The organism is Saccharopolyspora mangrovi, from assembly GCF_035320975.1.
Classification (GTDB): Bacteria; Actinomycetota; Actinomycetes; order Mycobacteriales; family Pseudonocardiaceae; genus Saccharopolyspora; species Saccharopolyspora mangrovi.
This window is the reverse complement of the sequence record NZ_JAWLNX010000004.1, coordinates 139,031-161,988: the sequence shown is the minus strand read 5'-3', so window position 1 is coordinate 161,988 and position 22,958 is coordinate 139,031. Positions and strand designations below refer to the sequence as shown.

25 protein-coding genes are annotated in these 22,958 nt (G+C 69.7%); 17 read left to right on the top strand and 8 right to left on the bottom strand.

Annotated elements, in window-relative coordinates:
* Positions 1 to 264 precede the first annotated feature (264 nt).
* From hisD to R4I43_RS07445, 6 genes are all read left to right on the top strand, one after another.
* On the top strand, positions 265 to 1,593 hold the full coding sequence (hisD, locus tag R4I43_RS07470) for a histidinol dehydrogenase (protein ID WP_324264799.1): 1,329 nt from the start codon (positions 265 to 267) through the stop codon (positions 1,591 to 1,593).
* Complete coding sequence (locus tag R4I43_RS07465) at positions 1,590 to 2,750, top strand: ester cyclase (RefSeq protein WP_324264798.1); 1,161 nt, start codon at positions 1,590 to 1,592, stop codon at positions 2,748 to 2,750. The genes hisD and R4I43_RS07465 overlap by 4 nt, the downstream gene beginning before the upstream one ends.
* A 226-nt stretch (positions 2,751 to 2,976) precedes the next feature.
* The gene (locus tag R4I43_RS07460) at positions 2,977 to 3,375 is read left to right on the top strand and encodes a hypothetical protein (protein ID WP_324264797.1); all 399 of its coding nucleotides are present in this window, start codon (positions 2,977 to 2,979) and stop codon (positions 3,373 to 3,375) included.
* A gap of 52 nt (positions 3,376 to 3,427) precedes the next feature.
* Positions 3,428 to 4,813, top strand: coding sequence for a glutamate decarboxylase (locus R4I43_RS07455; protein ID WP_324264796.1), 1,386 nt, complete (start codon positions 3,428 to 3,430; stop codon positions 4,811 to 4,813).
* 120 nt (positions 4,814 to 4,933) lie between these two features.
* Positions 4,934 to 5,485 carry a sigma-70 family RNA polymerase sigma factor gene (locus R4I43_RS07450; RefSeq protein WP_324264795.1) on the top strand — a complete coding sequence of 184 codons (552 nt, stop codon included), beginning with the start codon at positions 4,934 to 4,936 and terminating at the stop codon, positions 5,483 to 5,485.
* A gap of 175 nt (positions 5,486 to 5,660) precedes the next feature.
* Positions 5,661 to 6,347: a zf-HC2 domain-containing protein gene (locus R4I43_RS07445; protein WP_324264794.1), complete on the top strand. Its 687-nt coding sequence runs from the start codon at positions 5,661 to 5,663 to the stop codon at positions 6,345 to 6,347.
* Here R4I43_RS07445 and R4I43_RS07440 read toward each other — a convergent pair.
* The 3 genes from R4I43_RS07440 to R4I43_RS07430 are packed head-to-tail and all read right to left on the bottom strand — an operon-like array spanning position 6,344 to position 8,421.
* Positions 6,344 to 7,186: an SAM-dependent methyltransferase gene (locus tag R4I43_RS07440; RefSeq protein WP_324264793.1), complete on the bottom strand. Its 843-nt coding sequence runs from the start codon at positions 7,184 to 7,186 to the stop codon at positions 6,344 to 6,346. The two genes, R4I43_RS07445 and R4I43_RS07440, sit on opposite strands and share 4 nt — an antisense overlap.
* Positions 7,187 to 7,200: 14 nt before the next feature.
* The gene (locus R4I43_RS07435; RefSeq protein WP_324264792.1) at positions 7,201 to 8,118 is read right to left on the bottom strand and encodes a helix-turn-helix domain-containing protein; all 918 of its coding nucleotides are present in this window, start codon (positions 8,116 to 8,118) and stop codon (positions 7,201 to 7,203) included.
* A gap of 51 nt (positions 8,119 to 8,169) precedes the next feature.
* Entirely contained in the window at positions 8,170 to 8,421 is a 252-nt protein-coding gene (locus R4I43_RS07430; protein WP_324264791.1) for a DUF397 domain-containing protein, read from the bottom strand.
* Positions 8,422 to 8,683: 262 nt separating this feature from the next.
* On the opposite strand from R4I43_RS07430, the gene R4I43_RS07425 reads away from it, so the two are divergent.
* The gene (locus R4I43_RS07425; RefSeq protein ID WP_324264790.1) at positions 8,684 to 9,382 is read left to right on the top strand and encodes a GGDEF domain-containing protein; all 699 of its coding nucleotides are present in this window, start codon (positions 8,684 to 8,686) and stop codon (positions 9,380 to 9,382) included.
* A 1-nt stretch (position 9,383) separates the two neighbouring features.
* On the opposite strand, the gene R4I43_RS07420 is transcribed toward R4I43_RS07425, so the two are convergent.
* Positions 9,384 to 9,605 carry a zinc finger protein gene (locus R4I43_RS07420; RefSeq protein ID WP_324264789.1) on the bottom strand — a complete coding sequence of 74 codons (222 nt, stop codon included), beginning with the start codon at positions 9,603 to 9,605 and terminating at the stop codon, positions 9,384 to 9,386.
* A 467-nt stretch (positions 9,606 to 10,072) separates the two neighbouring features.
* On the opposite strand from R4I43_RS07420, the gene R4I43_RS07415 reads away from it, so the two are divergent.
* Positions 10,073 to 10,306 carry a DUF397 domain-containing protein gene (locus R4I43_RS07415; protein ID WP_324264788.1) on the top strand — a complete coding sequence of 78 codons (234 nt, stop codon included), beginning with the start codon at positions 10,073 to 10,075 and terminating at the stop codon, positions 10,304 to 10,306.
* Positions 10,307 to 10,474: 168 nt separating this feature from the next.
* The gene (locus R4I43_RS07410; RefSeq protein ID WP_324264787.1) at positions 10,475 to 11,335 is read left to right on the top strand and encodes a helix-turn-helix domain-containing protein; all 861 of its coding nucleotides are present in this window, start codon (positions 10,475 to 10,477) and stop codon (positions 11,333 to 11,335) included.
* Between the two features lie 23 nt (positions 11,336 to 11,358).
* On the opposite strand, the gene cysC is transcribed toward R4I43_RS07410, so the two are convergent.
* Positions 11,359 to 13,170 carry an adenylyl-sulfate kinase gene (gene cysC, locus R4I43_RS07405; protein WP_324264786.1) on the bottom strand — a complete coding sequence of 604 codons (1,812 nt, stop codon included), beginning with the start codon at positions 13,168 to 13,170 and terminating at the stop codon, positions 11,359 to 11,361.
* A 14-nt stretch (positions 13,171 to 13,184) separates the two neighbouring features.
* Positions 13,185 to 14,090, bottom strand: a complete 906-nt coding sequence (gene cysD, locus R4I43_RS07400) for a sulfate adenylyltransferase subunit CysD (RefSeq protein WP_324264785.1) — start codon at positions 14,088 to 14,090, stop codon at positions 13,185 to 13,187.
* A gap of 141 nt (positions 14,091 to 14,231) precedes the next feature.
* On the opposite strand from cysD, the gene R4I43_RS07395 reads away from it, so the two are divergent.
* The 6 genes from R4I43_RS07395 (at position 14,232) to R4I43_RS07370 (ending at position 19,978) form a co-directional block, all read left to right on the top strand.
* The gene (locus tag R4I43_RS07395; RefSeq protein ID WP_324264784.1) at positions 14,232 to 14,699 is read left to right on the top strand and encodes a nuclear transport factor 2 family protein; all 468 of its coding nucleotides are present in this window, start codon (positions 14,232 to 14,234) and stop codon (positions 14,697 to 14,699) included.
* A 24-nt stretch (positions 14,700 to 14,723) separates the two neighbouring features.
* Positions 14,724 to 15,887 carry a hypothetical protein gene (locus R4I43_RS07390; RefSeq protein ID WP_324264783.1) on the top strand — a complete coding sequence of 388 codons (1,164 nt, stop codon included), beginning with the start codon at positions 14,724 to 14,726 and terminating at the stop codon, positions 15,885 to 15,887.
* Positions 15,888 to 15,892: 5 nt separating this feature from the next.
* On the top strand, positions 15,893 to 16,678 hold the full coding sequence (locus tag R4I43_RS07385) for an SDR family oxidoreductase (RefSeq protein WP_407691216.1): 786 nt from the start codon (positions 15,893 to 15,895) through the stop codon (positions 16,676 to 16,678).
* 10 nt (positions 16,679 to 16,688) lie between these two features.
* The gene (locus R4I43_RS07380; protein ID WP_324264782.1) at positions 16,689 to 17,840 is read left to right on the top strand and encodes a sulfotransferase family protein; all 1,152 of its coding nucleotides are present in this window, start codon (positions 16,689 to 16,691) and stop codon (positions 17,838 to 17,840) included.
* Positions 17,841 to 17,874: 34 nt separating this feature from the next.
* On the top strand, positions 17,875 to 19,035 hold the full coding sequence (locus R4I43_RS07375; protein WP_324264781.1) for a lactate 2-monooxygenase: 1,161 nt from the start codon (positions 17,875 to 17,877) through the stop codon (positions 19,033 to 19,035).
* A gap of 100 nt (positions 19,036 to 19,135) precedes the next feature.
* Positions 19,136 to 19,978: an SAM-dependent methyltransferase gene (locus R4I43_RS07370; RefSeq protein WP_324264780.1), complete on the top strand. Its 843-nt coding sequence runs from the start codon at positions 19,136 to 19,138 to the stop codon at positions 19,976 to 19,978.
* Here the strand turns inward: R4I43_RS07370 and R4I43_RS07365 are convergent, their stop codons facing one another.
* Complete coding sequence (locus R4I43_RS07365; RefSeq protein WP_324264779.1) at positions 19,979 to 20,332, bottom strand: BlaI/MecI/CopY family transcriptional regulator; 354 nt, start codon at positions 20,330 to 20,332, stop codon at positions 19,979 to 19,981.
* 681 nt (positions 20,333 to 21,013) lie between these two features.
* Between R4I43_RS07365 and R4I43_RS07360 the strand changes: the two genes are divergently transcribed.
* Complete coding sequence (locus R4I43_RS07360; protein ID WP_324264778.1) at positions 21,014 to 21,370, top strand: hypothetical protein; 357 nt, start codon at positions 21,014 to 21,016, stop codon at positions 21,368 to 21,370.
* Here R4I43_RS07360 and R4I43_RS07355 read toward each other — a convergent pair.
* Positions 21,359 to 22,405 (bottom strand): DUF4982 domain-containing protein, encoded by a 1,047-nt coding sequence (locus tag R4I43_RS07355; protein ID WP_324264777.1) that lies wholly within the window; start codon positions 22,403 to 22,405, stop codon positions 21,359 to 21,361. The two genes, R4I43_RS07360 and R4I43_RS07355, sit on opposite strands and share 12 nt — an antisense overlap.
* Positions 22,406 to 22,556: 151 nt before the next feature.
* Here R4I43_RS07355 and R4I43_RS07350 point away from each other — a divergent pair, with 151 nt between their 5' ends.
* Positions 22,557 to 22,943 (top strand): class I SAM-dependent methyltransferase, encoded by a 387-nt coding sequence (locus R4I43_RS07350; protein ID WP_324264776.1) that lies wholly within the window; start codon positions 22,557 to 22,559, stop codon positions 22,941 to 22,943.
* Positions 22,944 to 22,958: the final 15 nt, after the last annotated feature.

The following is a 22,958-nucleotide window of genomic DNA, read 5'->3' as shown; positions in this document are numbered from 1 at the left end:
CGAGATCGGGGCGGGCTCCTTGGCCCGCGCATGCCTGCTTCTCGATGGGACGAGTCGGCGGGATTCGCAAGAGAGTTGCAGCGCCCGAATCGTGTGTCAAGCCCCACATGCATACGGATGAATCCAGGATGCGCGAGGGCCAGGGCGGATCACCACCGGATGTGCATACGGATTAGCGCACCGTGATCGCATAGGGTTGCCCTATGCTTGGTACAAGAAACTCCACTCTTGTCCTGTGGTCCAGACCCGCTTAGCGTTCGCCTCATGCGATTCAGCCCACGGCTGCTCGGCGAGAAGGCCGGGCGGTTCGAACACCTCAAAGCGCCCTCGGACACCCCTGCGGCCCAGCAGGATCCGGTTGTGGCGCAACGCGTCTCGGAGATGCTCGGCGAGATCGAGCGCGACGGCTTCGACGCGGTGCTGCGCTACGCGCGCGACCTGGACGGCTGGGACCGGCCCGACGCCGAGCTCACCCCGGAGGCCGTGCGGGCCTCGGGTGATGCCCTCACGCCCGAGCACCGCGCGGCCCTGGAGCTCGGCGCGGAGCGCACCCGCCGCTTCGCCGAGCTGCAGCGGGCCGGGCTCTCCGACGGCGAGGTCGAGCTCGCCCCCGGCCTGACCACCGGCTATCGCTACGTGCCGGTGCAGAGCGTCGGCGCCTACCTGCCCGCGGGCCGGTTCCCGCTGACCGCGGGCGCGTTCATGACCGTCGGCGTGGCCAAGGCCGCTGGGGTTCCGACCGTGGTCGCCTGCCTGCCGCCCGGCAAGGACGGCAAGGCCGACCCGGCGGTGGTGTACTCCGCGCACCTGTCGGGCGTGGACCGGGTGTTCGTGCTGGGCGGGGTGCAGGCGCTCGCCGCGATGTCGTTCGGGCTGCTCGGCGAAGCACCCGTGGACATGATCGTCGGCGCGGGCAACGCCTTCGTCGCCGAGGCCAAGCGGCAGCTGTTCGGCCGGGTGGCCATCGACCTGCTGGCCGGGCCGTCCGAGGTGGCGGTGATCGCCGACGAGACCGCCGATCCGGAGCTGGTGGCCGCCGACCTGCTCGGCCAGGCCGAGCACGGCGTCAACTCCCCCGCCGCGCTGGTCACCACCTCCCGGCAGATCGGCGAGGCGGTCGTGGAGGAGGCCGAGAAGCAGCTCGCGTCGCTGTCGACCGCCGAGATCGCGGGCCCGGCCTGGCGCGACTTCGGCTCGGTGACCTGGGCGCAGGACCGCGAGACGGCCGTGGCGCTGATGGACGACCTGGCTCCCGAGCACCTGGAGATCCAGACCGCCGACGACGAGTACTACCACGACGCGCTGCGCAACTACGGCTCGATCTTCCTGGGCACGTGGAGCACCGTCGCCTACTCCGACAAGGGCATGGCCGGCACCAATCACGTGCTGCCGACCGCGGGCGGCGCCCGGCACAGCGCGGGCCTGTCGGTCTCGCGGTTCCTGAAACCGCTGACCTACCAGCGGGTTTCGCCGGAGGCGACGCCGCTGCTGGCCGAGGCCGTGGAGACCATTTCCGACTACGAGGGCATGGCGGCGCACAAGGCCACCGCGACGCTGCGGCTGGAGCGCCTCCGGGAAGGGGATGAACGATGACCGAGGTTTCCGAGCAGCCCGCAGGTTCCCCCGGCGGCACCATGAAGTCCGGCGAGCGCACGATGCCGAGCGACTTCAGCATCGCCGTGCGCCCCGGCGCGGGCGCCACCCTGGGCGGGGTGAACTACGGCGGCGAACGGCGCCAGTCGATGGAGGGGTTCGAGGACACCTACACCGACATCGTCGACTACATCGTCCGGATCACCCACCGCATCTGGGAAGACCAGGACATCGGCTACATCTACGACACCTACGCGCCGGGCTGCCGCCTCTACGACGACAGCGGCGTGAAGTTCGGGGTGGAGCGCCTGATCGACGGCACGACGCAGAGCATCAACGCCTTCCCGGACTGCCGCCACTACGCCGACGACGTGATCTGGGCGGGCAGTGACACCGAAGGTTTCGTCACCTCGCACCGGGCCATCAACATCGGCCACCACACCGGCCCCTGGCGCTGGGGCCCGCCCACCGGGCGCAAGCTCGAAACCTGGGTGATGGCCAACTGCGTGGTGTGGCAGAACGAGATCTACGAGGAGTGGGTCCTCTACAACACCGCCGCCAAGCTCCAGCAGCTCGGCATCGACGTGGCCGAGGCAGCGCGCACCTACGCCCGCGAAGGCGGCCTCGTCCCGGTCTCGGAGCGCCCCTCCTCGGAGGCGCTGCGACTGGTCGGTGGCCGCAAGCCGGTCGCGCTGCCCGAACCGGACAACGGGGCCGGTTTCGACGTGGAAGGCACAGTGCGGGCGCTGTGGCACAACATCTACAACCGGCGCGACCTGAGCGCGGTCGACCGCGTCTACGCCGAGAACGTCCGCTGGCACGGCACCACCAACCGCACCGGCTACGGCCGGTCGGACGTGCGCGCGATGGCGCGCGGCCTGCTGGCGACCTTCCCCGACCTGGGCGTGCAGGTCGACGAGGTCTACTGGATGGGCAACGACACCGACGGCTACAGCATCTCGGTGCGCTGGTCGGGCGCCGGCACGCACCGCGGTTTCGGCCTCTACGGCAAGCCCACCGGCAGGCGCGCCCACCTCTGGGGCATGTCGCAGCTCTACGTGATGCACGGCCGCATCGTCGAGGAGTGGTCGCTGTTCAACGAGTTCGACGTCATCGCCCAGCTGGTCAGCGAAGACGGCGGCCCCGAGCTGGTGTGAGCCGGTCGCGGGCCGGGTCGCCACCGGGACCCGGCCCGCAGGACGTGCGCGACTCGAACACACCACTGCCGAACGACTACTGCGAGGAATCGCGCGGAGGCACCGACCCACGACGGGGCGAAAACTCGACTAATCGCGCCAAGTGGCCGACTAAGTGTGCTACAACGTTACTAACGGGTAATGACACAGCCGGCGTTGCACACACGGCCGCGAGGGGGCGGTGCAGGTGAGCGGATCCGAGGTCGACGCTCTGCTCGACGAGATGCGGCAACACGGCTGGGAGTCCTACGTCTTCGGGCCGCGCGACGCCCCGCACGCCGTCGGTCTGGCCTACCGCCGCAAGACCTGCGCGGACGTCCTGATCTTGCACGCCGAGGACGACGCGACGGCCTACCGGATGCCGCTGCCGCCGAACGCCGACCTGTTCGCCCCGGGAACCGTGTCCTGGCACTACCACGCGACCGCCGAGTGGACGATCCGCGCGATGCTCGCGCTGCCCGAGCCCGGCTCGCCGGACGCGCCGCTGGCGATGCTGACCCCGCCGCCGGACTGCGGCGTCCCCGCTGAGCTGCGCCGCACCACGACCATTCGCCCGAACCCGCGCCGGGCCCACGCAGCCACCTGATCGAGTTACGTTCGGCGCTGCTGCTACGCCTCCCGGCGGGCAACCTGGGCTGGTGCCGCTGACGCATCCGGACAACACCCCGCGCCCGCACCGCAGCGAACTCGCGGTGAACCCGATCTTCACCCGCGAACCCGTGCACGTGCCGACCTACGACTTCCCGGCCCGCGGAACCGATCCCGAGGTCGCCTACCAGGTCGTGCACGACGAGCTGATGCTCGACGGCAACGCGCGGCTGAACCTGGCGACCTTCGTGTCGACCTGGATGGAACCGCAGGCCGCCCGGCTGATGTCGGAGTGCTTCGACAAGAACATGATCGACAAGGACGAGTACCCGCGCACCGCGGCGCTGGAGGACCGCTGCGTGCGGATGCTCGCCGGGCTGTGGCACGCGCCCGACCCGCACCACGTCGTCGGCTGCTCCACCACCGGGTCCTCCGAGGCGTGCATGCTCGCCGGCCTCGCGCTCAAGCGCCGCTGGCGCGGCACCGGCACGCCGAACATCGTGCTCGGCAGCAACGTGCAGATCTGCTGGGAGAAGTTCGCGAACTTCTTCGAGGTGGAACCGCGCTACGTGCCGATGGAGGGCGAGCGCTTCACGCTCTCGGCCGAGGAGGCACTGCGGCGGGTGGACGAGAACACCATCGGCGTCGTGACCATCATGGGCTCGACCTTCGACGGCTCCTACGAACCGGTCGCCGAGGTCTGCCGCGCGCTCGACGAGCTGGCCGCGCGCGGCGGTCCCGACGTCCCGGTGCACGTCGACGGGGCGTCCGGGGCGATGATCGCGCCGTTCCTGGATCCGAAGCTGGTGTGGGACTTCCGGTTGCCCCGGGTGGCCTCGATCAACACCTCCGGGCACAAGTACGGGCTGGTCTACCCGGGTGTCGGCTGGGTCGTGTGGCGCACGCCCGAGGCGCTGCCCGACGAGCTGGTGTTCCGGGTGAACTACCTCGGCGGCGAGATGCCGACCTTCGCGCTGAACTTCTCCCGGCCGGGCGCGCAGGTGGCCGCGCAGTACTTCACGTTCCTGCGGCTGGGTTTCGACGGATTCCGCCGGGTGCAGCAGGAGTGCCGCGACGTGGCGATGCGGCTGGCCCGCGAGATCGCCGAGCTCGGGCCGTTCGAGCTGCTCACCGACGGCAGCCACATCCCGGCCTTCGCCTTCAAGCTCCGCGACGACGTCCGGGATTATTCCGTTTTCGATGTTTCCGCAGCTCTGCGCGCCAGCGGCTGGCTGGTTCCGGCCTACGCGTTCCCGGCGAACCGCACGGATCTGGCGGTGCTGCGGATCGTAGTGCGCAACGGTTTCAGCCACGACCTGGCCGACCTGCTGCTCGACGACCTGCGCCGCGCCCTGCCGAGGTTGGAGGCGCAGACCGCGCCCGCGCGGGGCCGCGACTCCGCCGGGTTCGCCCACGGCGCCGGTTCCCACCGCTGAGCCGCGAACGGCGAAAACTTCCCGAACACCGGGAAAACCCAGCACCGGGGCGGTGCGTCCGATCACGCTAAGTCGATCAGCTGATCGCAACGCGCTCGCGGCCGACTAGCCTGCCCGGCTATGAGTCGTTCCGAGGACGCGAACGCGCGGCTGACCGAGCTGGCGCTGCACGCGCGTCGCGGTGACCCGCACGCGATGGAGGCCTTCATCCGGGAGAGCCAGCACGACGTCTGGCGCTTCGTCGCGCACCTGGCGGGCCCGCACCTCGCCGACGACCTGGCGCAGGAGACGTTCCTGCGCGCCTTCCGCAGCGTCCGCCGGTTCAACGCCCGCTCCTCGGCCCGCACCTGGTTGCTGACCATCGCCCGTCGCGTGGTCGTCGACCAGATCCGCTACGAGCGCTCCCGACCGCGCACGACCCACGCCACCCCGGCCACCGAGCCGACCTCGCCGGACACCGGTTTCGAGAACGTCGTCGAGCTCAACCTGCTGCTGCAGGACCTGGACCCGCAGCGCCGCGAAGCCCTCGTCCTCACCCAGGTCCTCGGCCTCCCCTACGCCGAAGCCGCCCAGATCACCGGCTGCCCGATCGGCACCATCCGCTCCCGAGTCGCCAGAGCCCGCGACCAACTGGTCACCACCCGATCCCACCCCGACGAAGAAACCGGCTGACCGGCCTCACCCCGGCAAGACGACACCCGAACGCGGAGAACTGCGGTATTCGCAGCCCCGATTACCGCGGTATTCGGTGTCCTGATTACCGCGGTATTCCGTCCGCCCTGGTGGCGGGGTCGGGTCCGGGTGACCCGGTGGGAACTTTCCGGGGGTGGGGCGCGACAGTAGTGGTGTGGAGTGTTCTGTGTGCCGGGAGGCCTTGTCGGCCCGGGTGGACGGCGAGGAGTCGCCGGTGGCGGCGGCCGAGGTGGAGCGGCACCTCGCCGAGTGCGGTGAGTGCCGGGCCTGGGAGGGTCGCGCCGTCGCGCTGAGCAGGGAGTTGCGGGTGCGGGCGGTGCCGATCACGCCCGACCTGACCGCGTCCGTGCTGCGCGCGCTTCCCGCTCCGGCCACCCGGCGCTGGCCGCGGGTGCTGCTCGCTGCGATCGCCGTCGTGCAGATCGCGCTGGGAGCGCTGCAGCTGCTGGGCACCGGCGGGCACGAAGCGATGGCCGGGCACCTGTTCCACGAGAGCACCGCGTGGAACCTCGCGCTGGGAGCCGGGTTCGGCTGGGCGGCCTGGCGGGTCCGGGCGGGTGCCGGGATGCTGCCGGTGCTGGGCGCGTTCCTGGCCGTGCTCACCTTCGTCAGCGTCCAGGACCTGATCACCGGCGTCGTCTCGGCAGGGCGCCTCGTCTCGCACCTGCCGCTGGTGGCGGCGCTGGTGCTGCTGCTGGTCATCCGGCACGACCACCGCGCCGGCGAACCGGACCCGGGAAGAGGAGCCCTGCCCGGCGAGGAGGCGATCGACACCGACCTGCCCGACGAACCGGCACCGCCGCGCGAGCTCGGCCCGACCGCCTACCGCGAGGCGAGTTAGCGCTTGCGGCCCATCGCCGCCCAGTAGTAGGCGCTGCGCGGGTCGACCTGGCGCTCCGGGTGGAGCTTGGTGATCTCGGCGGGCTCCGGGTCCGGACGCCAGGCCAGCACCGGGGCGACACCGGGCTCGACCAGGTCCATGCCGTCGAAGAGCGCCGCGACCTCGGCCTGGTCGCGCGGCTGGAACGGGATCCCGGACTGCTCGGCGGAAGCCACCACGCCGGCCATCGCCTCGGGGTCGAAGTCGGCGGTGGGGTGCGTGATCGTCAGGTAGCTGCCGGCGGGGACCGCCTCCATCAGCTTGCCGAGGACCTGCTGCACCTCGGCGTTCTCCCGGAAGTACATCAGCACCGCCACCAGCATCACCGCGGTCGGCTGCCTCAGGTCGAGGGTTCCGGTCAGCGCCGGGTCGGACAGGATCGAGTCCGGATCGTGCAGGTCGGCGAAGATGAACTTGGTGGCGCCCTCATCGCCGCTGGTCATCAACGCGCGCGCGTGCGCGAGGACGATCGGGTCGTTGTCGACGTAGACCACGCGGCTGCTCGGTTCGGCGCGCTGCGCGACCTCGTGGACGTTGCCGCTGGTGGGAATCCCGGTGCCGATGTCGAGGAACTGCCGGATCCCGCACTCCTGCACCAGGTAGCGCACGGCGCGTCCGACGAACGCCCGGTTCGCCCGCGCCATCGTCTTGATGGTCGGGATGTGCTCGGCGATCGCATCGCCCAGCGCCCGATCGGCCGCGAAGTTGTCCTTGCCGCCCAGCCAGTAGTCGTAGACCCGCGCCTCGTGCGCGACGGTGGTGTCGATCTCGACCGGGAGCTTGCTGCCTTGCTGGTCCATGCGCATTCCTCGGGTCAGTACTCGTCCATCAACTCGCGCAGCAGCTGCGGGGTGTCCTCGGGTGTGGCCGCCTGCACGCTGAGCATGTTCATCACCGCTTGGTACTGGTCCAGGTCGTGGCGCTTGTCCAGGTACAGGGCGCTGGTGAGCTGCTCCAGGTAGACGACGTCGGGCAGGTCCGACTCGGGGAAGCGCACGATGGTGAACGGACCGCCCGCCGCGGCGTGCCCGCCGACGCTGTAGGGCAGCAGCTGCACGGTCACGTTCGGGAGTTCGGCGATGCGGATCAGGTGCTCGATCTGCCCGCGCATGATCCGCTCCCCGCCGATCGGACGGCGCAGCGCGGCCTCGTCGATGACCGCCCACAACGTCGGCGGGTCCTGACGGGTGAGGATGTCCTGGCGGCGCATCCGCAGCGCGACCCGGCGATCGACCTCGCCTGCCGGTTCCTGCCCGTGCCCCAGCAGGATGACCGCGCGCGCGTAGTCGGGGGTCTGCAGCAGGCCCGGCACGAACTGCGCCTCGTAGGTGCGGATGATCTCGGCGGCCTGCTCCAGCCCGAGGTAGGTCTCGAACCACGACGGCAGCAGGTCACCGTACTGATGCCACCAGCCGGGCTCGTTGGCCTGCCGCGCCAGCGAGAGGAACGCGGCGCGCTCATCGGGTTCCTGCACGCCGTAGAGGGTCAGCAGGTCGTTGAGATCGCGCTCCCGGAAGCTGACCCGTCCCAGTTCCAACCTGCTGATCTTGGCGTGGGACCCGCGGATGGCATCACCTGCGGCCTCGCGGCTGATCCCCCGCTCCTCGCGCAGGCGGCGCAGCTGACCGCCGAGCGCGATGCGCAGCACGGTCGGCCCTGCTGCGGTCCCGCCCTGCTGCGCATCGCGCTTGCCGCTGGATCTGCCCTGTCTCTCCGGCTCGATGCCCATCATGTCGATACCCCCGTCGGGAGCAATGCGGCGTCCGATCGCCGCCAAAGCCAGTCAGCAGATTAGATCATCGAAGTCGCCTTCTTTAACCCCTTCGAGAAAAGCGGCGATTTCTTCGCGCGTGTACACCAGCACGGGTCCCTCGACGTAGCGGGAGTTGCGCACCGCGATGCGGCCGCGCTCCAGCTCAGCGACCTCGACGCAGTTGCCGCTCGGGTTGCTGTGCGCGCTCTTCCGCCAGCGCAGGTCCGACCGCCAGCTCAGGTCGGCCCACCGCGGAGCCTCGGTCGCCACGATCTCCGGCATGGGTGCCTCCTACATTCGGGCGAAATCGCGTCCGTGCTTGCAAGTGTTCTTGCAAACGTTCTTGCATCTGCAAGGTCCGTCCGGGACAGTAGCAGCAGCAGGTCGAGTGCCGATCTTGATCCGTCAGCGGGAACCCGGTGTCCGGCAAACGGACCCGGGGCGCGTGGGAGGAGGCCGAGGGCATGATCCGCTTGTCGCGGCGAGGGCAGATCCGCCGCGCGCATCCGATTCGCCCGGCTTCCACCCAGGATCGGGATTCGCGATGAGCGGGCTGGTGGCCGTCGGCGCGTTAGCCCTCTGCGCGGTGCTGGCCGTGCAGTTGATCGCCGCCCGGCGCAAGCGGCGCGACCTGGAGCGCCGGCTCGCGGTCGCCGACCGCGCCGCGCACACCGATCCGCTGACCGGCCTGGCCAACCGCGCGGGACTGCACCGCGCGCTCGACCACCAGCGCCTCTCCGCCCGCCCCGGCGATCACGTCGCGATGATCCTGCTGGACCTGGACGGGCTGAAGCAGACCAACGACATGTACGGCCACGAGTTCGGCGACAGCGTCCTGGTCGCCGTGGCGCAGCGGATCCATGAAACAGCCGGGCACGCGGCGTGCGCGGCCCGGCTGGGTGGGGACGAGTTCGTGGTGCTGCTCGGCGCCGAACCCAGCAGCGGTGATGCCACCGGGAACGCCGAGGCGCTGGCCGAGGAGCTGTGCTCCGGAATCGCTTCCGCCGAGGTCATGGCGGAGATGCCGATCCGCTGCACGGCCAGCGCGGGGATGGCGGTGTTACCGGTGCACCGGATGCACCAGCTGATCACCGCGGCGGACAAGGCCATGTACCGCGCCAAGTCCACCCGAGCGGGAACCTCCCGCTACCAGCCGCTCACCGATGTCGCGGATCGAATCCCGCGTCACCGGACGGCTCTCGTTGCCCTCGAAGGCGGGGCCTCCAAGGAAGCTCAAGCTTGAGCTAGACGTTGGCGGTTTGACGCACTCCGCCGACCATGCGGTGCGCTTCTGCGTTGCAGGCCGGGCAAGTGGTCCAGAGCCAGGCCATCTCCCCCACTTCCGCTCGCATCTGGCGGTCGCAGAGCGTGGTGATGGTGCTGCCGGCCGGATAACCCCCTGAAGGCCGGGGATCGGTGCTCGCGTGACGCTCCCCTAGGGCCGGAACCCAATGGAACGGATGCATCCGCACTCTCCTTCGCTGCCGTTTCCCGACGCCGTACTGTAAGTCGCGCCTTGCCTGATGCGGTCCGGATCGCCCGGCTGCTCGCCGGAATCAACCCAATCCGGGTGATCAGTCGCTCAGATGGATTCCAGTCCTACGATCCCTGCGGTCGCTGCCAGGCATCGGCCGCACGGTGAGGCCCCATCTGAGGGAATATTCTCGATCGTCTCATGCTCCAAGGGGAGCCCGCACGCGGCACGCGGGTTTCCCTCCTGCCAATCCGCCTGCGAAATCGCGTGTGCTTGCCGCAATGTCACTCGTGAGGCGGTATGCAAGACCCAGACGTGCTCCCTTCCGGAGCGACCGGATCTCTCCCCCCGGGTGCTCCCGGCTGTCTCCAGTGGCATGATCCCTCCCCGGATCGTCTACGATTAATCGTAGGCACATCCGAGCGACGGAGTCGAGTGATTCGGAAGGGATGCACCACGATGCTTCACCCGGAACCGACGGCAAGCCCGGTCTTCGGCACCACCGGCTGGGGTTCGGCGTCCGCCTGCGGACCGAACGGGGGAAACTGCGTCGAGGTGAACTTGACCGTTCCCGGCCGCGTCGGCGTCCGCGACAGCAAGCGCCTCACCGGAGACGTCCTGCTCAACTTCGACGCGACCAGCTGGAACAAATTCCTCCACCGCGCCAGGGAGGGGAACTTCGACCTCGGCTAGATCACCGCAGCTCACAGCCGTTTCTTGATTAATCGCCACTGGTGTTCCGACACCAGCGGCGACCCGTTTGCCGCGCAACCACGTCCGAGTGCATTACAGTGTTGTTCTTGACAGACGCGTTTGCGCTTGTCAGACGTGGTGACGGCAGAGCATACGAGCGGAGATCCAGTGCCGAGCACGGTAACTTCGCGACGCAGGCAGCTCGGGAACGAGATTCGCCGCGCGCGGCAGGCCGCGGGCATGACCCAGCAATACGTCGCCGAGCTGCTGGGATGCAGCCAGGGCAAGATCAACAAGATCGAGACGGGCGCGGTCGCGGTCAAGAACACCGAGCTGCAGAAGATGCTGGAGGCGTTCAACACCGGCAAGGCCGAGTCCGAGCTGATGCTGGAGCTGGCACGCTCCAGCTCCGGGCAGCGCGGCCAGTGGGCCGGGTACCGCTCGGCGGTGCCGCAGTGGTTCCGCACCTTCACCGACCTCGAACCGGCCGCCACCGAGATCCTCAGCTGGCACGGCGAGCGCATCCCCGGCCCGCTGCAGTCCGAGCACTTCATGCTCACCCAGTTCTCCGAGGACCGCGCCACCGACGTGACCGCGCTGGTGCGCAACCGCCTGGACCGCAAACAGGTCTTCGACCTGCCGCGCCCGCCCTACTACCGGTTCGTGCTCAGCGAGGCCGCCTTCCACCGGATGCCGGGCGGTCCGAACCCCTCGGTCGCGCTGGACCAGGTGGAGCACCTACTGGACCTGCAGTCGCGGTACCCGAAGGCCTACGTGCACATCCTGCCGTTCGACGTGCGGCTGCCGTACGTGCCCAACGACTTCACCATCATGCGGTTCTCCGACGGCACCAAGGACTTCGTGTTCGTCGAGCACGTCGCCGGCGGGCTCTACCTGGACGACGAGGACGACTTCAACCTGTTCAACGACGCCTGGGACCGGCTTCGCGGCGCCGCCCTGGAACGCCACGACACCGTGGCCTACCTGCAGGAACTGGCGAAGAAGTACCGCGAGCAGATCGACTTCTGATTAATCGCGACTGGCTCGCGGGGTCAGTCGAGCAGGTCCACGATCATCGCGGCCATCTGACCGGGGTCGCCCATGTCCGGCCGCAGCACCAGATCCGGGTCCCGCGGCGCCTCGTAGGCGTCGTCGACCCCGGTGAACCCGGTGATCTCGCCCGCCCGCGCCCGGGCGTAGAGGCCCTTGGGGTCTCGTGCCTCGCAGGTTTCGAGCGGGGTGTCGACGAAGATCTCCACGAAGGTCAGCCCGGCCTCCCGGTGCACCTGCCGAACCCGCTCGCGATCGGCGCGGTACGGACTGATCAGCGAGGCGATCGACACCGTCCCCGCGTCGGCGAACAGCCGCGCGACCTCGCCGACCCGGCGCACGTTCTCGGCCCGGTCCGCAGCGCTGAAGCCCAGGTCGGCGTTGAGCCCGTGCCGCAGGTTGTCGCCGTCGAGCAGGTACGCGGGCCGGCCCGCGGCGACCAGCCTGCGCTCCAGCTCGACGGCCACGCTGGACTTCCCGGACCCCGACAGCCCGGTGAACCACACCGTCGCACCCCGGGTGCGCCGCTGCTCCCGGCGCACGGCGGTCGACACCCACGTCACGGCGGACTCGGCCACGTCCGGTCCGGTGATCATGCCCGCCGCGACGGTGTTGTTGGTGTCCTCGTCGACGAGGATGAAGCTGCCGGTGGTGCGGTTGCGCCGGTAGGCGTCGAACAGCAGCGGCTGCTGGGTGCGCAGCCTGATCCGGCCGATCTCGTTGAGCGACAACGACTTCGCCCCGGTGTCGCGGTGCAGGGTGTTGATGTCGAGCCGGTAGTCCAGCTGCCGCACCTGGGCGCGCGTGCTGCGCGTGGTGTGCTGGACCGCGTAGCGGGCACCCGGTTCCAACGTGGACTGCTCGGTGAGCCAGCAGACGAGGGCGTCGACGTCCTGGCCGGTGTGCGGGCGGTTCTGCGGGCGGCAGATCAGGTCGCCGCGCGCGACGTCCAGGTCGTCGGTGAGCCGCACGGTCACCGCCTGCGGGGTGAAGGCCTCCTCCTCGGGTTCGCCGCCCGGGCCCCAGATCTCCTCGATGCCGCTGGTGAAGCCGGAGGGCAGCACCACGACGTCGTCCCCGGGTTTGAGCACGCCGCCGGCGACGGTCCCGGCGTATCCGCGGAAGTCGCCGTCGCGGATGACGTACTGCACCGGCAGCCGCACGTCGATGAGGTTGCGGTCCGAGGCGACGTGCACCTCTTCCAGGTGGTGCAGCAGCGAGGTCCCCTCGTACCAGGGCATGTTCTCGCTGCGGTGCACGATGTTGTCGCCGCGCAGCGCCGAGACCGGGATGAACGTCAGGTCGGGTGCGTCGAGCTTCATCGCGAACGAGGAGAACTCGGCGCGGATCTCGTCGAACCGCTGCTGCGAGTGGTCCACCAGGTCCATCTTGTTCACGCACAGCACCAGGTGCGGGATGCCGAGCAGGCTGGCCAGGAACGCGTGCCTGCGGGACTGCTCGAGCACGCCCTTGCGCGCGTCGATGAGCACCAGCGCGAGGTCGGCGGTGGAGGCTCCGGTGACCATGTTGCGGGTGTACTGGATGTGCCCGGGCGTGTCGGCGATGATGAACTTGCGCCGGGGCGTGGCGAAGTAGCGGTGCGCGACGTCGATGGTGATGCCCTGCTCGCGCTCGGCCCGCAGCCCGTCGGTGAGCAGCGCGAGATCGGGCCCGTCCTCGCCGCGGCTGGCGCGTTCGACGGCCTCGAGCTGGTCGCTGAGGACGGCCTTGGAGTCGTGGAGCAGTCGGCCGATCAACGTCGACTTGCCGTCGTCGACGCTCCCGGCGGTGGCCAGGCGAAGCAACTGCGTCATCGAAGCCCCTCGGTCTAGAAGTATCCCTCGCGCTTGCGGTCTTCCATGCCCGCTTCCGAGATGCGGTCGTCGGCGCGGGTGGCGCCGCGTTCGGTGACTCGGGCGGCGGCGACCTCGGCGACGACGTCCGCGGCGGTGCGCGCGGTGGAGGGCACGCAGCCGGTGCAGGTCGCATCGCCCACCGTGCGGAACCGGACGGTGGCCTCGTGGGGCTGCTCGTCCTCGCTCGGGCTCAGGTGCGGGTTGGTGGCCAACAGCATGCCGTCGCGCTCGAAGACGGTGCGGCGGTGGGCGTAGTAGATCGGCGGGAGCTCGATGCCCTCGTCGAGCACGTACTGCCAGATGTCGAGCTCGGTCCAGTCCGACAGCGGGAAGACCCGGATGTGCTCGCCCTGGCGGTGCCTGCCGTTGTAGAGGTGCCAGAGCTCGGGCCGCTGGTTGCGCGGGTCCCACTGGCCGAACTCGTCGCGGAAGCTGAACACCCGCTCCTTGGCGCGCGCCTTCTCCTCGTCGCGGCGGGCGCCGCCGAAGACGGCGTCGAAGCGGTGCTCGGCGATGCTGCGCAGCAACGTCCCTGTCTGCAACCGGTTTCGGCCGGCGCCGGGTCGTTCGACGGCACGTCCGGCGTCGATGTCGTCCTGCACGCTGCCGACCAGCAGCCGCAGGCCGAGGCGGCGGACGGTGCGATCCCGGAATTCGATGACTTCGTCGAAGTTGTGGCCGGTGTCGACGTGCAGGACCGGGAACGGCAGCGGTGCGGGCCAGAACGCCTTGGTGGCCACGTGCAGCATCACCGCGGAGTCCTTGCCGCCGGAGAACAGCAGCGCCGGCCGTTCGAACGTGGCCGCGACCTCGCGGAACACGTGCACCGCCTCGGCTTCCAGGCCGCGCAGGTGGGTCAGCTCGTAGGTGGTGGTCACCGGGACCCGCCCTTCCGATCGGAATCGGACCTAGAACAAGTTTCACAGAAAAGTAGAACAAGTTCTTGCGCTCGGTCAAGCTGCGCGGAAAGCTGGGCCACACCCCTTCGAAGCCAACCTCGGAAGAACCAAGGAGGCGTCATGGACCTGGTCGCACTGGAGGAGATCAAGCGCGTGAAGTACCGCTACCTGCGCGCTGTGGACCTGAAGCTGTGGCACGTGCTCGCCGACGCGCTCACCGAGGACGCCGTGGCCGAGTACGGCACCGAGGCGACCGGCTCGAAGCTGAACCTCTCCGGCCGCGAGGAGATCCTGAAGTTCATGCGGGAGAACCTCGGCCCGAGCATCATCACCACCCACACCGCGGGCCAGCCCGAGATCGAGATCGACGGCGACGAGGCGACCGGCATCTGGAGCTTCGAGGACACCGTCATCGCCACCGAGTTCAAGACCTTCATCAAGGGCGCGGCCTTCTACGAGGACACCTACCGGCGCGAGCCCGACGGCCAGTGGCGCATCAGCAGGACCGGCTACACCCGCACCTACGAGCTGATGCACACCTTCGACGACCTCCCCCACTTCAAGCTCACCGCGAACCGCTGGTCATAGAACGCGTTCTACGAAGGAGCAGCCGTGCTCACGCAACCTTTCGCCGACGCCGTCGTGGAAGCGGAGAAGGTCATCCGGGAGGCCAAGCACATCCGCACCGAGCAAGACCTGATCGAGGGTTACGACTACCTCGCCGGCAGCGTCCAGGCCTCGCTGATGCTCGCCTGGGCCTACGAGCGCGACCACCCGTACTTCGTCCAGTCCACAGGCCCCTACACGAAGATGGGCCTGGACAACCCGGACGCGCTGTACTTCCACTCCTACATCCGCGACGACGCCGAGTACGTGGTGACCGGGAAGCGCGGCAGCACGACGGATCTGAGCTTCCAGGTCCTCAACGGCGACTACTCGCCGGTGGACGTGCCGGACAGCTTGGCCGCCTTCGACGACCGGCGGATCGACGTCGACGACAACGGCGACTTCGAGGTGCGCTTCGGCCCGGGGCCTGCGGGGCCGAACTACTTCACCCTCGCGCCGGGTTCGGCGATGCTGGTGGTGCGCGAGGTCTACAGCGACTGGGACTCCGAGCGGCGCGGCACGATCCGGATCCGGCGCGCCGACACCGCCGGCACCGCTCCCCCGCCGCGCACGATGGACCTGCTGACCAAGCGCTACGGGGTGGCGGGCAAGATCCTGCTGAGCCGGCTGCGGACGTTCCTGGCGTTCCCGGAGTGGTTCTACCTGAACCAGCCGGTGAACACGATGAACGAGCCGCGATCGACCCCGGGCGGCCTGGCCACGCAGTTCTCCTCGGCAGGGCACTTCGAGCTCTCCGAGGACCAGGCGATGATCATCACCGTGCCCCGGTCCGAGGCCCCGTACCAGGGCTTTCAGCTCGGCAGCCCCTGGTACGTCTCCACCGACTACACCAACCACCAGACCAGCCTCACCGCCGAGCAGGCGCACACCGACCCCGACGGCAAGATCCGCTTCGTGCTCGCCGAGCGCGATCCGGGCCTGGCCAACTGGATCGAGCTGACCGGGCACCAGCACGGCTACATGCAGATCCGCTGGCAGCGCCTCTCCCGCGACCTGGGACCCGAGGACGGCCCGCAGGTCGAGGTCGTGCCCTTCGACGAGCTGCCGGAACGCCTGCCGCACCACGAGCAGGCGCGCGTCACCGCCGAGCAGTGGCGGGAACGGGTCGCCGCACGGCAGGCCGCCGTGCACAACCGGATGTTGGGTTGATGCCGATGTTGGACGGACTGCTGCAGGACAAGGTCGTCGTCGTCTCGGGGATCGGCCCCGGTCTGGGCCGGTCTCTGGCGCTGCGCAGCGCGCAGGCCGGTGCCGACGTGGTGCTGGCCTCGCGCACCGAGAAGCGGCTCGAGGCGGTCGCCGAGGAGGTCACCGAACTGGGCCGCCGAGCCCTGGTGGTGCCCACCGACATCACCGACGCCGACGACTGCGCCGCGCTGGCGAACCGGTCGGTCGAGCACTTCGGCCGGGTGGACGCGCTGATCAACAACGCCTTCGCGATCCCGCCGCTGGCCGACCTCGCCGACACCGACCTGGACGCGATCCGGCAGGGATTCGAGACCACCTCGATCGCCGCGCTGCGGCTGACCCGGCTGTTCACCCCGGCGCTGGCCGAGACCCGCGGCGCGGTGCTGATGGTGAACTCGGCCGTGCTGCGGCACTCCCGCCGCAACTACGGCGCCTACAAGATGGCCAAGTCCAGCCTGCTGTCGCTGGCCCAGAGCCTGGCCAGCGAACTCGGACCGCAGGGCGTGCGGGTCAACTCCATCGCCCCCGGCTACATCTGGGCGGACTCGCTGAAGTGGTACCTGGGACACCTCGCCGAGCAGCGCGGCGTCACCCGCGACCAGGTCTACCAGGAGACCGCCGCCACCACGGACCTGCGGAAACTCCCGGAACCGGACGAGATCGCCGACGCCGGCCTGTTCCTGATCTCCGACCTGTCGCGAATCGTCACCGGGCAGTGCCTCGACGTCAACGCAGGCGAATACCACCACTGAGGAGCCGCTGATGACCATCGGGCGCGAGAACGTCGGCACCGTCGGAGACCTGCACGCCTCGGCCACCCGCCTGGTCGGCCTCGACGACTTCGGGACCGACGACTACACCGACGGTCTCGGGGTGCTGCTGGAGTCCTACGAGCGGGACGCGGGCCTGACGCCGCTGGGCAACAAGGTCAAGCGCGCGTTCCTGCGCGGCGCGCTGACCGCGCGGCTGCTCAGCGAGGCCGCGTGGAAGCAGCACCCGCAGCACGCCGAGGTGGCCGTCAAACGACCGATCTTCGTCACCGGGCTGCCGCGCACCGGGACCACGGCGCTGCACCGGCTGCTCACCGCCGACCCCGGCAACCAGGGCCTGGAGCTGTGGCTGACCGAGGTCCCGCAGCCGCGCCCGCCGCGCTCGACGTGGGAGGACGACCCGGTCTTCCAGGGCATCCAGCAGGGCTACACCCAGCACCACGTGGAGCACCCGGAGTTCATGGGCGTGCACTACATGTCCGCCGAGCAGGTCGAGGAGTGCTGGCAGCTGCTGCGGCAGTCGATGCGCTCGATCTCCTACGAGTGCCTGGCGCACCTGCCGACCTACTCGCGCTGGCTGGCCCGCCAGGACTGGACGTCGGCCTACGCCCGGCACAAGCGCAACCTGCAGCTGATCGGGCTGCCGGACCGCGACCGGCGCTGGGTGCTGAAGAACCCGAGCCACCTGTTCGCGCTGGACGCGCTGTTCGAGGCCTACCCGGACGCGCTGGTGATCCAGACCCATCGCGATCCGCGCACCGCGATCGCCTCGGTGTGCAGCCTGGCCGCGCACGCCACCCACGAGTGGTCGCAGACCTTCCACGGCGAGACCATCGGCCGCGACCAGCTGGAGCTGTGGTCGCGCGGGCTGGCGGAGTTCACCGCCGCGCGAGCCCGGCACGACCCGGACCGGTTCTTCGACGTGCGCTACGAGGACTTCGTCGCCGACCCGATCGGCGTGGTGGCGCGGATCTACGAGCACTTCGGCCTGCCGCTGAGCGAGGACGCGGCCGCGGCGATGCGGGGGCTCGCCGAGAGCACCGCAGGTCACGCCAAGCCCGCGCACCGGTATTCGCTGGCGGACTTCGGCTTGCGGCCGGAAGAGGTCGACGAGCGCTTCGCCGGATGGGCTCCGGTCGGTTAGATTCCGGGCGGATCCGACCCACTGGAGGGTGAGCATGGCGTACGGCGACTACCAGCTGGAGATCTACCTCAACGGCCTGAGCGGGGTGCTGCCCGACCTGCCGATGGAGTTCGAGGAGCTGGAGGAACGCGCGAAAGCGGCCATGTCGCCCTCGGTCTGGTCCTACGTGCACGGCGGTGCGGGTGCCGAGCGCACGCAGCGCGCCAACGTCGCCGCGTTCGAGCGCTGGGGGCTCGTGCCGCGCATGTTCGTCGGCGCCACCGAGCGAAACCTCGAGGTGGACCTGTTCGGGTTGACGCTGCCGTCACCGGTGTTCATGGCTCCGATCGGCGTGCTCGGCATCTGCGGCCAGGACGGGCACGGCGACCTGGCCACCGCCCGCGCGGCGGCGCGCAGCGGGGTGCCGATGGTGGCCTCCACGCTGTCGTCGGACCCGCTGGAGGACGTGGCGGGCGAATTCGGCGACACGCCGGGCTTCTTCCAGCTCTACACGCCGAAAGACCGCGATCTGGCCGAAAGCCTGGTTCGGCGGGCCGAGAAGGCCGGTTACAAGGGCATCGTCGTCACGCTCGACACCTGGATCCCCGGCTGGCGGCCGCGCGACCTGGCGACCTCGAACTTCCCGCAGCTGCGCGGGCACTGCCTGAGCAACTACTACACCGACCCGGTGTTCCGCGCTGGCCTGGACAAGAGTCCCGAGGAGGACCCGGGCGCCGCCGTGCTGCGCTGGGTCTCCACCTTCGGAAACCCGCTGACCTGGAACGATCTTCCGTGGTTGCGGTCGCTGACCGATCTGCCGCTGATCGTCAAGGGCATCTGCCACCCCGACGACGCGCGCCGCGCCAGGGACGGCGGCGTGGACGGCATCTACTGCTCCACCCACGGCGGGCGCCAGGCCGACGGCGGGCTGCCCGCGCTGGAGGTGCTGCCCGAGGTGGTCGACGCGGCCGAGGGCATGCCGGTGCTGTTCGACTCGGGCGTGCGCAGCGGCGCCGACGCCATCAAGGCGCTCGCGCTGGGTGCCACGGCGGTCGGCATCGGCCGCCCCTACGCCTACGGCCTCGCCCTCGGCGGCGTGGACGGCGTCGTCCACGTCCTGCGCAGCCTCCTGGCCGAAGCGGACCTCATCATGGCCGTCGACGGCTACCCCGCCCTCTCCGACCTCACCCGGGAAGCCCTGCGGCGCCTTCCCTGAGCGGGCGGCGCGGAGCGGCTGGGCGATCCGGGTCCCGCGATGGGATGAACACCGCTACACTCCCCCGAAACGTGATCAACTCCACGGGGAGCGCGGCACGATGGATTTCGAAGCCGAGGCCGCCGACGTCGGGGCGGCGGCGGGCATTGACACCAGCAAGGCGAGCATCGCGCGCGTGTACGACCTGTTCCTGGGCGGCAAGGACAACTTCGCGGTCGACCGCGAGGTCTACGAGACGATCCAGGCCGTGGCTCCCCAGGGCGACGAGGTCGCCAAGTCGATCCGCCGCTGGTTGAACCGGGTCGTGCGGCACCTCGCCGGTTTCGAGGTCGGCATCGACCAGTTCCTCGACGTCGGTTCCGGATTGCCGACCGCGGAGAACACCCACGAGATCGCCCAGCGCCACAACCCCGACTCCACCGTCGTCTACGTCGACAACGACGCGACGGTCGCCGCTTACGGCCGGGCGCTGATGGAGGAGAACGACCGCACCCACTTCGCCACCGCGGACCTGCGCGACCCGGCCGGGCTGCTGGCGGCGCCGCAGGTGGCGCGGCTGGACTTCCAGCGGCCGCTGGTGCTGATCCAGTGCGCGACGCTGCACCACATCGACGACGAGGACGACCCCGCCCGGTTCATGAAGCGCTACGTCGACGCGCTGCCGCCCGGCTCGTACGTGGCGATCTCGCACTGGTGGGACCCCGGCGAGGAACTGCCCGAGGGCCACCGGATGGCTCGCGAGCTCGAACAGCGCTGGCGCGAGTCCTCGATGGGCTCCGGCCGCTACCGCACGCGCGAGGAGATCACCGAGTTCTTCGCGGGACTGGAGCTCGTCGAACCTGGCCTCGTCGAGCTCAACGACTGGTGGCCGGACGGTCCCCGGATTCGCGAAACCTCGCTGGTGGAGCGCCTCATCCTCGGCGGCGTCGCCCGCAAGCCCTGATCAGCCGCGCTCGCGCAACGCCGTGCGCAGAACTTCCGCGTGCGCGTCGCTGATCGCGGTGGCGAAGTGCGTCAGCACCACCTCCGGATCCCCCGAGACGTCGAGCACCTGGTGCAGCATCCGCGCCGCGGCTTCCTCCCGGGTGCGCGTCGGCCGGTACCGGTACGCCCGGCCGTCCATCTCCCGCTGCACCCAGCCCTTGCGGTGCAGGTTGTCGAGCACCGTCAGCACCGTCGTGTAAGCCAGCGAACGGCCGGTGTCGAGCTGCTCCAGCACCTCTCGGACCTTGACCGGCTCCACCGCTTCCCACAAAACCTGCATCACCGCGGCTTCGAGCTCACCCAGATAACGCATGGCCCCTCCTCCCCGGGGCTCATCGTACGTCCGGATCCGCACGTCGCGCGCTCTATGTGAATGGACTTCGGATTCGCCGACGTGTTCGGATCCATTGAGGACCGACCGCCATTCGCAAGCCCGTTGACCGGCAACGGGATTCACATCTACTATGATCCTTAGTAGCGGCGCAGCCCCCAATCCCCGACGCCGCTGCATTGCGAGGCCACCGGCATTCCCCCTCGTCGGTCCTCGCTGAATGCTGGGCGGGCCCCAATCCCCCCAGGGGTCCCGCCCAGCCCCACTCCGGGACCAGAAAGCGGAATTCAACTATCCGCCTAAGGGCGTTCATCCAAGCCCGCGCAACCTGTCTACCAGGGGTTTCAATGTCCGATGTGGACGTGCTCGCTTCGGATAACGCGAATTCGATGCGGATAGGTCCATGACCTGGCCACGGCACCGTTTAGCGAGCGCAACTACCCGTTTACCAGGCCCGCAAGGTTATCCCCACGTGATTGGGGCGTACTCAAATCGTATTCATCGATGTGAATTCGATCCTATTTCACGCCGGGACGCTCTGCGATGCTTGCCCGCCGTCCCGGACGATCGCGAATCCGGGGCACCGCGGAAGAATTCGGATGGCTCCATGACACCCACACCGCAACGACGACGCCTCGCCACGACGCCCCGGCGGAGCGCGCGATGAGCGCGCAGGACGCCCTCGGCGGCGAGGTGGAACAGCTGCTGCGCGCCTTCGAGGCGGCGTTGGCCGAGACCGACCTGCTCGGCAGGCACGTGGACCCCGAGGAGGAGCCCGCGCAGCTGCGCGCACTGCGCCAGCAGGTCGTCGAGCACGTGCGGGCCGCGCCGGCCGAGCAGCTGCCGCGCGAGCGGTGCCGGAACTGCGGTGGCCAGGGGGAGGTCTCGGCCGTGCACGTGCGGCGCGGCGGGGAGACCTCCCTGCCCGAGTTCACCACCGCTCAGCGGTTGTGCCCCAACTGCTGGGGGACCGGGCTCTCGCTCCGGCACACCGAGCAGCCGCCGGAACTAGACGCGTAGCTCGCCGATGCCGAGGAACCCGTTCTCGGCACCGGGTTGAGCGCTGGTCACATCGATGCGAAGCCGGTCGGTGGTGACCGGTTCGAAGGTGATCCGGGTCGTGGCGGCGGGGTCGCCCTGCTGGCCGCGCACCGGGACGAAGCGGGTGCCGTCCCAGCGGCTCACCTCGATCGAGGCGGGCACCGCGTGCGCGGCGTCGACGCTGAAGGTCAGCTCGACCGCCTCGACGGCGCGGGGCTCCGGCCAGCTGATCGAGACCCAGTCGCGCGCGTGCGCGGCGCTGATCGCCGGCAGCAGCCCGGTGGCCTCCTTGACGTAGTGGTTCGACCAGGCCGTCGCGGGATCGCCGTCGATCATGTTGGCGGGCACGGCCTCCGCCGAACCGGAGTAGCTCGCGTCCACAGTGGTCTGGCTCGGCCGGGCCGGAGCCGCCATCGCCGCGCGCACGTCGGCTCCGCTGGGAACGATCGCCAACGCCTTGCCGCCGAAGGCCTTCCGCGTCGCCGACCGGTAGTTCTCGGCGCTGTCCTGCTTCCCGTTGTCGGTGCCGAGCAGGTCGCCGCCGGTGACGGTGAAGGTCAGCTCGTGCTCGGCGGAGGGCACCGGGACCCCGGCCGGGTCGACGACCCCGGCGGTGACGAACGACAGCGCGCCGACGTCCTCCCGGCTCAACCGCACCTCGGTCGCCTCGCCCGCGGTGCGCAGCACGTCCCGGGCGACCTCGGCGCCGCCCCGCTTGGCCACCGCCACCAGCTCACCCGGTTCGAACGGCACCTCCCAGGTCAGGTGCAGCTTGCCAGCGCTGCCGTGGGGACTGGTGTAGCTGCCGGGGAACGGGCCGCCCGTGACGGTCTTGTCGTCGCCGGTCGGCTCGGTGGTCTCCAGGTACTCGCGGCCGTCGGTGGTGATCTTGCGGTCGAAGCTGCGCTCCCCCAGCGAACGCCCGTTGAGCAGCAGCTCCACCGTCTGGACGGTGGAGTAGGCCGCCGCGAGCGCGACCATCTGCCGCCGAGTGAGCACGAAATCCAACGCCATCGAACGCCCCTCATGTTGATTTCAGGCACTGATTCAACAAGACCGAACGGGGCATTTCGCCCTCGTCGCAGTGATGTCAACGCGGCCGATCGGGTGCTCCCGACGAGAAATTCGGTGGCGGCCCGCAGTCCGGCGGTGTCATGGTTTCCGCGTGGTTGTGAACCATTTCGGCGAGAGCGTCGCGGCGGAGTACGACTCCGCCGAAGCGGACATGCACTCCCCCGCGGTTCTCGGGCCCGCGGGGGAGTTCCTCGCCGGACTCGCCGGTGCCGGTGCCGCGCTGGAGCTCGGCACCGGCACCGGACGGGTGGCGCTGCCGCTGAGCGAGCGCGGCGTGCCGGTGCACGGCATCGACCTGTCCGAGGCGGGGCTGGCGCGCATGTGGGCGAAGCCCGGCACGACCGGATCGGCGTCACCGCAGTCGATTTCGCCCGCACCAGGGTTCCCACACGCAGCGTCGAGCACGTCTCCGCGTGGCGCAAGACGCACGGGTGAAACCCGTTGCTGCGGCTGGATGTTGTTCGTCCACATCGGATGATCGACGGGGTTGCGC

Coding starts and splice junctions, on each gene's coding strand:
- hisD (WP_324264799.1), top strand. CDS start 265: ATGCGATTCAGCCCACGGCTGCTCGGCGAGAAGGCCGGGCGGTTCGAA.
- R4I43_RS07465 (WP_324264798.1), top strand. CDS start 1,590: ATGACCGAGGTTTCCGAGCAGCCCGCAGGTTCCCCCGGCGGCACCATG.
- R4I43_RS07450 (WP_324264795.1), top strand. CDS start 4,934: ATGAGTCGTTCCGAGGACGCGAACGCGCGGCTGACCGAGCTGGCGCTG.
- R4I43_RS07440 (WP_324264793.1), bottom strand. CDS start 7,186: ATGGACCAGCAAGGCAGCAAGCTCCCGGTCGAGATCGACACCACCGTC.
- R4I43_RS07435 (WP_324264792.1), bottom strand. CDS start 8,118: ATGATGGGCATCGAGCCGGAGAGACAGGGCAGATCCAGCGGCAAGCGC.
- R4I43_RS07430 (WP_324264791.1), bottom strand. CDS start 8,421: ATGCCGGAGATCGTGGCGACCGAGGCTCCGCGGTGGGCCGACCTGAGC.
- R4I43_RS07425 (WP_324264790.1), top strand. CDS start 8,684: ATGAGCGGGCTGGTGGCCGTCGGCGCGTTAGCCCTCTGCGCGGTGCTG.
- R4I43_RS07420 (WP_324264789.1), bottom strand. CDS start 9,605: ATGCATCCGTTCCATTGGGTTCCGGCCCTAGGGGAGCGTCACGCGAGC.
- R4I43_RS07415 (WP_324264788.1), top strand. CDS start 10,073: ATGCTTCACCCGGAACCGACGGCAAGCCCGGTCTTCGGCACCACCGGC.
- cysC (WP_324264786.1), bottom strand. CDS start 13,170: ATGACGCAGTTGCTTCGCCTGGCCACCGCCGGGAGCGTCGACGACGGC.
- R4I43_RS07395 (WP_324264784.1), top strand. CDS start 14,232: ATGGACCTGGTCGCACTGGAGGAGATCAAGCGCGTGAAGTACCGCTAC.
- R4I43_RS07385 (WP_407691216.1), top strand. CDS start 15,893: ATGTTGGACGGACTGCTGCAGGACAAGGTCGTCGTCGTCTCGGGGATC.
- R4I43_RS07380 (WP_324264782.1), top strand. CDS start 16,689: ATGACCATCGGGCGCGAGAACGTCGGCACCGTCGGAGACCTGCACGCC.
- R4I43_RS07375 (WP_324264781.1), top strand. CDS start 17,875: ATGGCGTACGGCGACTACCAGCTGGAGATCTACCTCAACGGCCTGAGC.
- R4I43_RS07370 (WP_324264780.1), top strand. CDS start 19,136: ATGGATTTCGAAGCCGAGGCCGCCGACGTCGGGGCGGCGGCGGGCATT.
- R4I43_RS07365 (WP_324264779.1), bottom strand. CDS start 20,332: ATGCGTTATCTGGGTGAGCTCGAAGCCGCGGTGATGCAGGTTTTGTGG.
- R4I43_RS07360 (WP_324264778.1), top strand. CDS start 21,014: ATGAGCGCGCAGGACGCCCTCGGCGGCGAGGTGGAACAGCTGCTGCGC.
- R4I43_RS07355 (WP_324264777.1), bottom strand. CDS start 22,405: ATGGCGTTGGATTTCGTGCTCACTCGGCGGCAGATGGTCGCGCTCGCG.